Origin of the sequence: Pseudomonas sp. R62 (assembly GCF_000257605.1) — a bacterium.
Taxonomy (GTDB): Bacteria; Pseudomonadota; Gammaproteobacteria; order Pseudomonadales; family Pseudomonadaceae; genus Aquipseudomonas; species Aquipseudomonas atacamensis.
In genome coordinates this window covers 1,877,329-1,889,100 of record NZ_JH635999.1, presented here as the reverse complement: position 1 = coordinate 1,889,100, position 11,772 = coordinate 1,877,329, and the positions used below count along the sequence as shown (strand labels likewise).

The following is an 11,772-nucleotide window of genomic DNA, read 5'->3' as shown; positions in this document are numbered from 1 at the left end:
CGTTGTAGCGATTGAGCGGCGCATCGCCAACGTGATTGATCAACGCATCGGGGATGCTCAGCACCGCAACGAAATCGTGAATCCCACGGTACTGCGTGAGTCTTCCGCACATGGATGAAATCTCCTTGAGGAAATTTGAGTCTAGTCGGACCTGCCAATTTGCCGGCCGATGACGCACTGAAACCAGCACCGGAACCAAACCCTGTGTACCTTATCCAACCTGCGCTCGCGGATAGCCGCGCAGGGATGGACAAAGGCGATGGAGTTTTGCCATTCGACAACACGACGGCCTCGGCCTCAGGGCAAGACATGACATCCGGATGCAAACTTCTTTGTGCTGCGCTCATCGCGCTCGGTCTGGCCGGCTGCATCGCCGCGCCGATTGAAATGACCACGCAAACCGAAACGCGCCTGATGGCCCAGGCCCCCGTACGTTTTCTCCTGACGTTCGACGATGGCCCCAGCGCTTCAGGGTTGTGGAATCCCACGGCGACGGTGCTCGACAGCCTCAAAAGCAATCCGCTGCAGGCAGACATCAAAGCCGTGTTTTTCGTGCAGACCCGAGCACCCAGGGCAGGCAACAGCGAGATCGGTCACAGCCTGATGCGTCGTGAACACGCCGAGGGACATATTCTCGCTTTCCACACTGCGACTCACTGGCACACCAACCATCGTTCGCTTGATCCGCAAGAACTGGAGCAATCGCTGACCGATGGCAGCGCTGACATCGCCGCTATCACCGGGGCGCCGCCCAAGCTGTTGCGCCCGCCGTTCTGGAACTACGACAAGCGCACATTTGCGGCCTATCAAAAACACGGCTTGCATGTCTTGCTCACGGACATGAGTGCCAACGACGGCAAGATCTGGGGCTTCAACGCCAGCCCTCGGCGTCGGGCGAACATGCTGCGGCAGTTATCGGAAGTGCGCGAGCGCATCGCCGAGGGTCAATTGCCGACGGTGGATGGCGTAATTCCGGTCGTGGTGACGTTCCATGACCTCAATCGCTACACCGCGCGCCACACTCGCGAATATCTGCAGATTCTGCTCGATAGCGCGGCGGCGACCGGGGTCAGACTGGCGGACAAGCCGTTCTACGACAATCAGGCCGCACTGGAAAAAGCCGCGTTGGCGCGTACGGTTCAGCAAAGCGCTGAGCCGGTGAATCTGCCCGGAATGTGGAACTGGATCTGGGATCACGACGCGCATTGAATGGCATGAGTGAGTTGTGATCGGCTTGGCATTCTCGAGCGGGCAGTAAACACACCGTGGGTCTATGCTCGATGGATCGATTCTCCGCCTGCGAGGCGCCCGTCCATGCTTGCCATTGCCGATATTTGCCGGATCGTCGAGTCAGGCTTCCCCACGTTCAAGTGTGATTGCACACCGACCGGGCAAGGTCTGTTGCGGATCAAGGTGTATGAGCCGGGCAGTGGGCGTGTCGAGTTGTTGCTTGACGGCGTTTCTCCCGAGCATCTGGTGACGATTCGCGATATTTCAAATTTCATTGGTGAGTTGCGCACGGAAATCAGCGCCGGTCGCCGGGCGTTCGCTGGCTGATCGTTATAAACGCCGTTGAAAGGCCTGCACGATGCGCCTTGTCGCTTCATTGGTTTCAAGATTGTGCACGGCATCGAGCGGGTACCAGATGCAATCGACGATCTCGTTCTGCGGGCGCACGTCGTCGAGGTTGACCACCGAAGCCTCGTACACATGATGGCGCGTAGTGCCCGCCTGAAAGTCCATCAGGTACAGGACGTCCTCAGCATTGAGCCCGGTTTCCTCCTGCAACTCGCGCACGGCTGCCGCCGCACGGGTTTCCCCGGGTTCGACCTTGCCGCCGGGCAATGACCAGTGATGGCGGGGTTTGCGTACCAGGAGGATATGGCGATCCTGTTCGCAAATGACGGTGGCGCGTACTTTCATGATTGCCCTGTTGATGCGTGTCATAAATCTGTAATCAATCTGCAATATTCGAGCCGCAAGCGGATTTAAAGGTTCCCTCTTGATTCGGAGCCATTTGCGTAGCAAAAAGTGCCAGTGAATTGACATGTGCCAGGGCGAATCCGGTTTACACCGCAGCGGGGAGCGGGTGTAAGGTAAGCCCGTACACCGAAAACACCGTTGACGAAATGGAGGTGCTCATGAGCATTCCAATGCTGAACAAGCTGCACATGAACGGTTATGACGTGCTTAGCGTGAACAACGGCCCATGGCGGGTTTGCACTCAGGGCGACCGGTTGGCGTCATTCACCAGCAGGGAGGAAGCGATGGCCTATGCGGCGGCGCTTCCTGGTTACAAGCAACGCGCCAAGCGGGTGCAAAGCCAGAACGTGAATTGACGCGTTATAACGAAAGAGCCCCGGTTTCGACCGGGGCTTCTTGTTTGGATCAGGAGTCAGTGCACCTTGATTCGGCTGATGGTCCGGGCTTTTACCTCCCTGGCATAGATCTGCAATCTCTCCTCGTCGTTTTGCAGGATTGTGCAAGACCGCAACACAGTCTGGGCGTCTGCCTCGTTACCTGATTTGCGCAATTGTTCGGCAATGCGCTTGAGGTCGACCGCCGACCACCTCAGGTCCGACGCCACGCTTTGCAAATCCCGTTGAAGTTCGTGTTCGTATTCATTGAGCCGCATGATCACCTCCAGAACATTCTCGGTAGAAAAGAGTAGTCGCATTTTTCCACCTGGGGCCAGGCCATCTGACGCCCGGCTGAACCGATGTAAAAAATTGTCCAAACCCCGGTAACGGCGGGGTGCCACGATGGATGTGCACGCCGTTAAACGGTACATTCACGTTTTTTCGGAACAGGTAAACAGCATGCGCGTATGGATCGGCACTTTTGCACTGGCCCTGTTGACGGGTTGCTCGTTACCAGCATCGCTGGTGCCGGGCGAGCCAAACCTCAGCAAGACCAGTGACAAGCCTCCCAAGGAATATGCCGCGTGTTTGTTACCGCTGTGGCAGAAGGACGTGGCCAAGACTTCGCAGACGTCGATTTCCAACGGCTACCGGATTACCGCGCCGAGCATTATCACGGCGGATGAGATTCTCGATATCGTCAAGTACAAGGATGGCAGCAAGGTGTCCCTCTATCAGGGGCCGCCTTGGGCCAAGTCCGGATCGCTGCGCCAATCGGTGCGTGACTGCCTGTAACCGGGCGCCCGGATCTCAAAAAAAGGCAGACACCGAAGTTCGGTGTCTGCCTTTTTTCATTGGATAGAGACTCCCGCCAAACGCTCGCAATGAGCTGTGACAGTTGCCCGCGAGGCGCAGCAGGATCCTTGACTAGGCTTTGAATGTCGGCCCGTGACGGGATCGGCATGACTGAAAGGAGTCTCGGATCATGGATGATCTGGTCAAGGACATCATTCCGCTGTTGCAGTATCTAATCCCAGGTTTTCTATCGACCTGGATCTTCTATTCACTTACGGCATTCAAGCGACCGGATACGTTCGGCCAGATCGTGCAGGCGCTGATATTTACTTTTGTGATTCAGGGCGCGGTGTTGGCGGTGGGCAACCTCTGTTTGTGGATTGGCTCGAAGGGTTTTTCATTAGGAAACTGGGATGATCGGGCGCAAACGCTCTGGGCATTTGTGTTTTCGCTGATGCTGGGATTGTTTGCCTGTTACCTGGCTACGAGTGACAAATTGCACGGCTGGTTACGTAAGCGAAACGTCACGAAACAATCTTCTTTCCCCAGTGAATGGTTCTGCGCTTTCGCCCAGTTCGACCGGTTCATAACCCTGCATTTACATGACGAGAGGCGCGTGTTTGGCTGGCCTGTCGAGTGGCCGTCCGAATCCAGTTGTGGGCAATTCGTGATGCAGAATCCACGTTGGGTTAATGACGATGGCAAGTCGACGCCTTTTGGTGCCGAAATTTTGCTGATAGATTCCGCGCAAGTTAAGTGGGTTGAATTCAGCCCGGTATCAGAGGGTTCATCATGACGACTGCAAGAGCACCGCGACCAATGCCAAAGCAATACGAACGCCTGTTCACTGGGCCTGACGGCAAGCCGCTGGAGGAGCCGTTGATCAAAGCCCCGAGCGCTCCGCCTCCGCTCAAATACAGGTTGCCACAATAATTTTCAGCCCCAACCCTGCACCACCGCCCGGCGAATCGCCTCCAGCAACATCGCGAACGCCGGGTTGTCATTGTTCTCACGCCAGATCAGATGCAGCTCGCTTTGCACCCCTTCGCCCAGATCGATCTCGCGAAACACCACATTCCTGAACACCACGCTGGTCGCGCAACGCGGTACCAGCGCCAGACCCATGCCAGCGTTGACCAGCGCCAGAATCGTCAGCGACGAGCCCAGCCACTGCACGTAATCCGGCGCCACCCGCGCTGAGCGCAGCGTGCCGGTCAACAGTTCGTTGAACGGCGGATAGGCTTCATGGGAGTACATCAGAAACGGTTGTTTATCCAGATCAGCCACTGATACCTCAGCTGCATTGGCCAACCGATGCCCGCTCGGCACTGCCAGCACAAATGGTTCGCGCACCAGGCATTCGGTGGCATAGCCCGGTTCCTGCAATGGCGCCCGGGCGATGCCCAGGTCGATACGACGAGCGCGCAAGGCCTCGTGCTGCTGATAGGTATTCATCTCTGCCAGATCGATTTTCACCTGAGGCTGTTTAAGCCGCGCTTCGGCGATCACCTTGGGCAGAAATTCATATACCGCGCTGCCGACGAACGCGATGTTCACCGAGCCAATGTCGCCCTCGGCAAACCGGCGTGCGGTGATCGCTGCTTGCTGGGCGCGCTCCAGCAGATTCTGCGCTTCAACGAAAAACGCCCGGCCCGCCGCCGTCAGCGCAACGCTTCGGGTGCTGCGGGTAAACAATTCGACGCCAAGGTGATGCTCCAGCAGCTGAATCTGCCGACTCAGCGGCGGCTGGGTCATGTTCAGGCGCTCGGCGGCGCGGCGGAAGTTGAGTTCGGTGGCGACCGTAGTGAAGCAGCGCAGCTGGGTAAGTTCGAACATTGATCTAATCCGGGTATCAATCGAATGCCTGTTTAGATTAGACGGGATCAATGCGCGACGTCCATGATCGGCTCATCGCTTCAAGTCATCCCTAAAAAAACAAGATCGGGAGTCGCCCCTTGAAAACCCTCCAGAGTCCGCCGGACATCACGGTGCTCGCCCGCGCCGCCGCCAAGGTCAAACGCCACGTCCTGCCGCTGTTCGTGGTGATGTTCATCGTCAATTACATCGACCGGGTGAATATCGGTTTCGTGCGCAGCCATCTGGAAACCGATCTGGGTATCGGCGCAGCGGCGTACGGACTTGGCGCCGGGCTGTTTTTCATCGGTTACGCACTGTTCGAAGTGCCGTCCAACATGCTGTTGCAGCGCTACGGCGCACGGGTCTGGCTGACGCGGATCATGTTCACCTGGGGTGCCGCAGCCATGGCCATGGCCTTCGTTCAAGGTGAAACCAGTTTCTACGTGCTGCGCTTTATCCTCGGTGCGGCTGAGGCCGGGTTCTTCCCGGGGATCATTTACTACTTCACCCAGTGGCTGCCGGCGTCCGAGCGCGGCAAAACCATGGCGGTGTTTCTCAGCGGCTCAGCGATTGCCTCGGTGATTTCCGGCCCGGTGTCCGGTGCGCTGTTGCATATCAGCGGATTGGGCATGCACGGCTGGCAGTGGATGTTTCTCATCGAAGGCGCAGCGTCGGTGGTGCTGTGTGCTTTCGTCTGGTTCTGGCTGCAATCGCACCCGCGCCAAGCCAAGTGGCTGAGCGAGGAAGAGCGAGACGCACTGGTCGCGGCGATTGCCGAGGAGCAGCGCGCTCGCGAAGCGGTACAAGTCGCCAAGCCGTCGATGTTCAAGCTGTTGGCTGACCGGCAGATCGCGCTGTTCTGCTTCATCTATTTCTCCATTGCCCTGACCATTTATGGCGCGACGTTCTGGCTGCCGAGCATGATCAAGAAGATGGGCAACCTCGGGGATTTCCAGGTCGGGCTGCTCAACTCCATTCCGTGGATCATTTCGATTGTCGCCATGTATGGCTTCGCAGCGATGGCCGGCAAATGGAAATTCCAGCAGGCCTGGGTCGCGCTGACCTTGGTGATCGCGGCGGTCGGTATGTTCATGTCGACCACTGGCGGGCCGGTGTTTGCCTTCGTCGCCATCTGCTTCGCCGCTATCGGTTTCAAAGCAGCGTCGGCGCTGTTCTGGCCGATTCCGCAAAGCTATCTGGACGCGCGTATCGCTGCGGCGGTGATCGCGCTGATCAACTCCATCGGCAACCTGGGCGGGTTCGTCGCGCCGACCGCGTTCGGCATCCTTGAACAAACCACCGGCTCCATCGAGGGCGGCCTGTATGGCCTGGCGGCGACATCGCTGATCGCCGCCGTGGTGATCTTCTTCGCCCGCACGGCGCCTGGCGCCAAAGGTAAAACCCCGGCAAAGCCAAGTGACGAAGCCGCCGCTGTGGCGCCGGCTCGTCCGGCTGCGAGCCACTGAATCGATTGTTGATCTGTCAGGAGCGTTATCTTGAAAATCACCCGTGTCAGCGTCACCCCGATTGCCTTCCGCGATCCGCCACTGCTCAACGCCAGTGGCATCCACGAACCTTTTGCCCTGCGCTCGATCATCGAGATTGAAAGTGACAACGGCTACATCGGCCTCGGCGAAAGCTACGGCGATGCCCCGGCGCTGGCGATCCAGCAACAATTGCAGAGCCAATTGATCGGTCTTGATCCGTTCAACCTCAATCAGTTGCGCGCGATCGTGCAGGCCACCGTGGCGGCGAATAAACCCGCCAGCGTCGCTGGCGCCGAACTGGCCCCCGGTTCCCACGCCAGCAAAGCGGTGAGCAATGCCTACTCGGCATTCGAAGTAGCGTTTCTTGATTTGCAGGCGCACTACCTGAACGTGCCGCTGGTGGACCTGCTCGGCGGGGCGATCCGCGATGAAGTGCCGTTCAGCGCTTACCTGTTTTTCAAATACGCCGAACATATCGACTCCCCCTACAAGCCAGACGACTGGGGCGAGGCGCTGAGCGAGCAGCAGATTGTCGCGCAGGCAGCGCGGATGATCGAGGCGTACGGTTTCAAGAGCATCAAGCTCAAGGCCGGCACCTTGCCGCCGGAGCGTGAGGTGGCATGCATCAAGGCACTGAAGAAAGCCTTTCCGGGTTTTCCGCTGCGCATCGATCCGAACGGCAACTGGTCGCTGGAGACGGCGATTCGCATGGCCGAACTGCTCGGCGATGATCTGCAGTATTACGAAGACCCGACCCCGGGCCTTGATGGCATGGCCGAACTGCACAAGCGCACCGGTCTGCCCTTGGCGACCAATATGGTCGTCACCGATTTCGACGAGTTCCGCCGCAGCGTTGCGCAGAACAGCGTGCAAATCGTCCTCGCCGACCACCATTATTGGGGTGGCCTGCGGGATACGCAGACGCTGGCGAAAATGTGCGATGTGTTTGGCCTCGGCGTGTCGATGCATTCCAACTCGCACCTGGGCATCAGCCTGATGGCCATGGCGCACGTCGCGGCGGCGGTGCCGAATCTGGATTACGCCTGCGACACCCACTACCCGTGGCAGGAGCCGGACGAGGAAGTGATCAAGGGCGGCAAGCTGCCGATTGTCGATGGCTGCGTGAAGATCACTCGCGCTCCGGGGTTGGGGTTGGAGCTGGATCATGAGCAACTGGCCAAGCTGCATGATCAGTACCTGACGTGCGGGATTCGCCAGAGGGATGATGTGCGGCAGATGCAGCGGTACAAGGCGGATTGGCGGGCGGTCAAGCCGAGGTTTTAAGGTCGTTGCGACTGGCATCTTCGCGAGCAGGCTCGCTCCCACACTTGGCATACATTTCCCTGTGGGAGCGAGCCTGCTCGCGAATGGCCGCGACTCGATCCTTCAGAGGGTATCAATCAGCCAATCCCTGAACGCCTTCAACGAAGGCAGATTCTCATTACGGGGCGGGTACACCAGGTAATAGCTGCGTCGGCTGGTAATTGGCTCGCCCAGTTGCAGCAATTCGCCCTTGAGCAATTCGTCTTCGACCAGAATTCGCGGCACCAGGCCGACGCCGATATTGGCGCGTACTGCCTGAATCAAGTGCGAGGTCATTTCGAAGCTCGGCCCGATCCGCATGCTGCGATGCGGCAGTTGATGATGGCTGAACCATTCTGCCCATGCCTGGGCATTGCTGCTGACGTTGAGCAGCAACTGCCCTGCAATGTGCCGCTCGGCTTCGTCGCGTTCAGTCGCCGACAGCTGCGCGCTGGCAATCGCCACCAATTCTTCGGTGTGCAGGGGCAGGGCGGTCAGGCCTGGCCATTCACCCCCGCCGACGCAGATCGCCGCGTCGATTTCGCTGGTGTCGAAGTCGATGGTTTCGATCCGCGAATGCAGGTGCACGGTCGTGCCCGGGTGCGCCGTGTAGAAATCCTTCAACCGTGGCAGCAGCCATTTCGAACCGAAGGTCGGCAGCGTCGCCAAGCGCAGGCTATGGATACCCGAACCAAACGCCATTGCCTGCAAGGTTGCGCTGCGAATCTGTCCGAGGGCTTCGCTGAGCTCGCGCTGATACATGCGCCCGACATCCGTCAGCACCACCTGCCGGCCTTCACGGCTGAACAGACGCATGCCGAGCATCTTCTCGAGAATCTGTACCTGGCGACTGACCGCGCTCTGCGTCAGTGACAGTTCATGGGCGGCGCGGGTGTAGCTCTCGTGTCGAGCGGCGGCCTCGAAAGCCAGCAGCAGCGACATGGACGGTGTGAGGGTGCGCGGATTCATTCGTAAAACTCATCGATAGCGGGTCGAAATTACGCTTGTTCCAGGGCTGGCCAGCAATGAACATGGGCGCAATCAGATGGCGGAGCCTGACGCAATCATTCCTTGCGCACAACTGTTCACCGCCACACAGCCCGATTTGACCGAGATGACCCGACCGATGATTGCCCAGCTGTCGCCCGCCAAAGCCTTGACCGGCGATTACCAACAATTTCTCGCCGCCCTGAAAAACAGCGGTTTTCGCGGGGAAATCAGCGCTGATTACGCCAGCCGCGTGGTGCTTGCGACCGACAACTCGATCTATCAGCGCTTGCCGCAAGCGGCGGTGTTTCCGCTGGATGCGGACGATGTGGCACGGGTGGCGCGGCTGATTGCCGAACCGGCGTACGAGAAAGTGGTGATCACCCCGCGAGGCGGTGGCACCGGCACCAACGGTCAATCGCTGACGGACGGCATCGTCGTCGACCTGTCGCGGCACATGAATCGCATTCTGGAAATCAACGTTGAACAGCGCTGGGTGCGGGTGCAGGCCGGTGTGGTCAAGGACCAGCTCAACGCCGCGCTGAAGTCCGCCGGGCTGTTTTTTGCCCCGGAACTGTCGACCTCGAACCGCGCCACGGTCGGCGGCATGATCAACACCGACGCCAGTGGCCAGGGCAGTTGCACCTACGGCAAAACCCGCGACCATGTGCTGGAGCTTGAGATGATCCTGCGCGGCGGCGAGCGTCTGCACGGCCTGCCGCTGGCCGAGGATGAGCTTGCAGCGCAGTGCGCCCGCGATGATCGCGTCGGCGAAGTCTATCGTTGTGCGCGGCAGATCATTGATGAACAGGGCGAGCTGATCAAGGCACGCTTTCCCGATCTCAACCGCTGCCTGACCGGTTATGACCTGGCGCATCTGCGTGAGGCCGACCAGCGCTTCAACCTCAACAGCGTGCTGTGTGGCGCTGAGGGCTCGCTGGGCTTCGTCGTCGAAGCGCGGTTGAACGTATTGCCGATTCCCAAGCACACGATGCTGGTCAACATCCGCTACGCCGGGTTCATGGATGCCTTGCGTGATGCGCGGGCGTTGATGGCGCTCAAGCCGTTGTCGATTGAAACCGTCGACTCCAAGGTCTTGCTGCTGGCGATGCAGGACATCGTTTGGCACGGCGTTGCCGAATATTTTCCGGAAAACGCTGAGCGGCCGACTCTGGGCATCAATCTGGTCGAGTTCTGCGGTGACGATCCCGAAGATCTGCAACGCCGCGTCGAAGCGTTCCTCGAACATCTGCAAAACGACCGCACCGTGGAGCGCCTGGGGCATACGCTGGCGGTTGGTCAGGCAGCGGTGAACAAGGTCTATGGCATGCGCAAACGGGCGGTGGGCCTGCTCGGCAACGTCGCCGGTGAAGCCCGCCCGCAGCCGTTCGTTGAAGACACCGCCGTGCCGCCGCAGCATTTGGCCGAATACATCGCCGAACTGCGCGACCTGCTCGACAGCCACAGTTTGCAGTACGGCATGTTCGGCCATGTCGACGCCGGCGTACTGCATGTGCGGCCGATCCTCGACATGAAAGACCCGCAGCAAGCGGCGCTGGTACGCCCGGTGTCCGATGGCGTAGCGGCGTTGACTCAGCGCTACGGCGGCCTGCTCTGGGGCGAGCATGGCAAGGGCCTGCGTTCGGAGTACGCGCCGGCATTCTTCGGCGAGTTGTACCCGGCGCTGCAAGCCTTGAAAGCCGCGTTCGACCCATTCAACCAGTTCAACCCGGGCAAAATCGCTACGCCGGCCAACAGCGGCGCAGCACTGCTGAAGATCGACGAAGTGACCCTGCGCGGCGAGCTGGATCGGCAGATCGACGAAAAAGTCTGGCAAAGCTACGGCGCGGCCATGCATTGCAATGGCAACGGCGCCTGCTACAACTTCGATCCTGATGACGCCATGTGCCCGTCGTGGAAAGCCACCCGCGAACGCGCGCAATCGCCCAAGGGCCGCGCTTCGCTGATTCGCGAATGGCTGCGGTTGCAGGGCGAGGCGGGCGTCGATGTGCTCTCGGACGCAATCCGTAAACCGGCGTTTTTCAGCACGCTGTGGCAGCGCTGGCGCAACAGTCGCGATCCGTCGGCAGACTTCTCTCATGAAGTGTATGACGCCATGGCCGGTTGTCTGGCCTGCAAATCCTGCGCGGGGCAGTGCCCGGTGAAGGTCAACGTGCCGGAATTCCGCTCGCGTTTTCTCGAGCTGTATCACAGTCGTTATCTGCGTCCGGCCCGGGATTACCTGATTGCCTCGCTGGAATACACCATTCCGTACATGGCGCGTATTCCGGCGCTGTACAACGGCTTGATGGGCGCGGGCTGGGTGCGCAGTGCGCTGTCGCGGATCGGTGGCATGGTCGATGTGCCGTTGCTCAGCCGTTTCGATTTCCAAGCGGCGATGCGCCGTTGGCAGGTGCAGCCAGCAACGGTTGCAAAGCTGTCGGCACTGACCTCAGAGCAACGCGAACGCAGCGTGGTGATCGTGCAGGATGCCTTCACCCGCTACTTCGAAGCGCCGCTGCTGGCTGATCTGGTCGAGCTGATTTCGCGCCTGGGTTATCAGGTCTATCTCGCGCCGTTCAGCGCCAACGGTAAACCGCTGCATGTGCAGGGCTTTCTCTCGGCGTTCAATCGCGCGGCGTTGCGTAACGCTGAGCAGTTGCAGGCGCTGGCGCAGACCGGCGTGCCGCTGCTGGGGCTGGATCCGGCGATGACTCTGGTCTATCGCCAGGAATACCTGAAAGTACCGGGCCTGAATGAGTGCCCAGAAGTAGCGCTGGTTCAGGAATGGTTACTCAAGGTCATGCCGGAGCAGGCGCCTGAGGCTCAGCCCAAAGCGTTCCGTCTGCTCGCCCATTGCACGGAGAAAACCAACGCGCCGGCCGCGACCCGCCAGTGGGAACAGGTCTTCGAACGTGCCGGTCTGAAGCTGGCCACGCAGGCTACCGGTTGCTGCGGCATGTCCGGTACCTACGGCCACGAAG

At 59.7% G+C, this 11,772-nt stretch carries 12 protein-coding genes; 8 read left to right on the top strand and 4 right to left on the bottom strand.

What is annotated here, in order from left to right; genetic code table 11:
- The first annotated feature begins 309 nt into the window (after positions 1-309).
- Positions 310-1,209: a polysaccharide deacetylase family protein gene (locus tag OQK_RS26335; protein ID WP_038862203.1), complete on the top strand. Its 900-nt coding sequence runs from the start codon at positions 310-312 to the stop codon at positions 1,207-1,209.
- Positions 1,210-1,314: 105 nt separating this feature from the next.
- Positions 1,315-1,557, top strand: coding sequence for a DUF1652 domain-containing protein (locus tag OQK_RS26330; RefSeq protein WP_016775073.1), 243 nt, complete (start codon positions 1,315-1,317; stop codon positions 1,555-1,557).
- 3 nt (positions 1,558-1,560) lie between these two features.
- Here the strand turns inward: OQK_RS26330 and OQK_RS26325 are convergent, their stop codons facing one another.
- Positions 1,561-1,923 (bottom strand): NUDIX hydrolase, encoded by a 363-nt coding sequence (locus OQK_RS26325; RefSeq protein WP_038862202.1) that lies wholly within the window; start codon positions 1,921-1,923, stop codon positions 1,561-1,563.
- Positions 1,924-2,141: 218 nt separating this feature from the next.
- Between OQK_RS26325 and OQK_RS26320 the strand changes: the two genes are divergently transcribed.
- On the top strand, positions 2,142-2,339 hold the full coding sequence (locus tag OQK_RS26320; protein WP_016775071.1) for a hypothetical protein: 198 nt from the start codon (positions 2,142-2,144) through the stop codon (positions 2,337-2,339).
- A gap of 56 nt (positions 2,340-2,395) precedes the next feature.
- Here OQK_RS26320 and OQK_RS26315 read toward each other — a convergent pair whose 3' ends face one another.
- Positions 2,396-2,635, bottom strand: a complete 240-nt coding sequence (locus OQK_RS26315; RefSeq protein WP_038862200.1) for a hypothetical protein — start codon at positions 2,633-2,635, stop codon at positions 2,396-2,398.
- A 184-nt stretch (positions 2,636-2,819) separates the two neighbouring features.
- Here OQK_RS26315 and OQK_RS26310 point away from each other — a divergent pair, with 184 nt between their 5' ends.
- On the top strand, positions 2,820-3,155 hold the full coding sequence (locus tag OQK_RS26310) for a hypothetical protein (protein WP_016775069.1): 336 nt from the start codon (positions 2,820-2,822) through the stop codon (positions 3,153-3,155).
- Between the two features lie 190 nt (positions 3,156-3,345).
- Positions 3,346-3,951, top strand: a complete 606-nt coding sequence (locus OQK_RS26305; protein WP_016775068.1) for a DUF6338 family protein — start codon at positions 3,346-3,348, stop codon at positions 3,949-3,951.
- 140 nt (positions 3,952-4,091) lie between these two features.
- On the opposite strand, the gene OQK_RS26300 is transcribed toward OQK_RS26305, so the two are convergent.
- Positions 4,092-4,991 carry a LysR family transcriptional regulator gene (locus OQK_RS26300; protein ID WP_016775066.1) on the bottom strand — a complete coding sequence of 300 codons (900 nt, stop codon included), beginning with the start codon at positions 4,989-4,991 and terminating at the stop codon, positions 4,092-4,094.
- Positions 4,992-5,110: 119 nt separating this feature from the next.
- On the opposite strand from OQK_RS26300, the gene OQK_RS26295 reads away from it, so the two are divergent.
- Together OQK_RS26295 and OQK_RS26290 are read left to right on the top strand one after the other, a co-directional pair.
- Positions 5,111-6,478, top strand: coding sequence for an MFS transporter (locus OQK_RS26295; protein ID WP_016775065.1), 1,368 nt, complete (start codon positions 5,111-5,113; stop codon positions 6,476-6,478).
- A gap of 30 nt (positions 6,479-6,508) precedes the next feature.
- Entirely contained in the window at positions 6,509-7,783 is a 1,275-nt protein-coding gene (locus tag OQK_RS26290) for a glucarate dehydratase family protein (protein ID WP_016775064.1), read from the top strand.
- Positions 7,784-7,885: 102 nt separating this feature from the next.
- Here OQK_RS26290 and OQK_RS26285 read toward each other — a convergent pair whose 3' ends face one another.
- Positions 7,886-8,770 (bottom strand): LysR substrate-binding domain-containing protein, encoded by an 885-nt coding sequence (locus tag OQK_RS26285; protein WP_016775063.1) that lies wholly within the window; start codon positions 8,768-8,770, stop codon positions 7,886-7,888.
- Between the two features lie 157 nt (positions 8,771-8,927).
- Between OQK_RS26285 and ydiJ the strand changes: the two genes are divergently transcribed.
- A partial coding sequence (gene ydiJ, locus OQK_RS26280) for a D-2-hydroxyglutarate dehydrogenase YdiJ (protein WP_038862198.1) occupies positions 8,928-11,772 on the top strand: 2,845 nt, incomplete at its 3' end.

Coding starts and splice junctions, on each gene's coding strand:
- OQK_RS26335 (WP_038862203.1), top strand. CDS start 310: ATGACATCCGGATGCAAACTTCTTTGTGCTGCGCTCATCGCGCTCGGT.
- OQK_RS26330 (WP_016775073.1), top strand. CDS start 1,315: ATGCTTGCCATTGCCGATATTTGCCGGATCGTCGAGTCAGGCTTCCCC.
- OQK_RS26325 (WP_038862202.1), bottom strand. CDS start 1,923: ATGAAAGTACGCGCCACCGTCATTTGCGAACAGGATCGCCATATCCTC.
- OQK_RS26320 (WP_016775071.1), top strand. CDS start 2,142: ATGAGCATTCCAATGCTGAACAAGCTGCACATGAACGGTTATGACGTG.
- OQK_RS26315 (WP_038862200.1), bottom strand. CDS start 2,635: ATGCGGCTCAATGAATACGAACACGAACTTCAACGGGATTTGCAAAGC.
- OQK_RS26310 (WP_016775069.1), top strand. CDS start 2,820: ATGCGCGTATGGATCGGCACTTTTGCACTGGCCCTGTTGACGGGTTGC.
- OQK_RS26305 (WP_016775068.1), top strand. CDS start 3,346: ATGGATGATCTGGTCAAGGACATCATTCCGCTGTTGCAGTATCTAATC.
- OQK_RS26300 (WP_016775066.1), bottom strand. CDS start 4,991: ATGTTCGAACTTACCCAGCTGCGCTGCTTCACTACGGTCGCCACCGAA.
- OQK_RS26285 (WP_016775063.1), bottom strand. CDS start 8,770: ATGAATCCGCGCACCCTCACACCGTCCATGTCGCTGCTGCTGGCTTTC.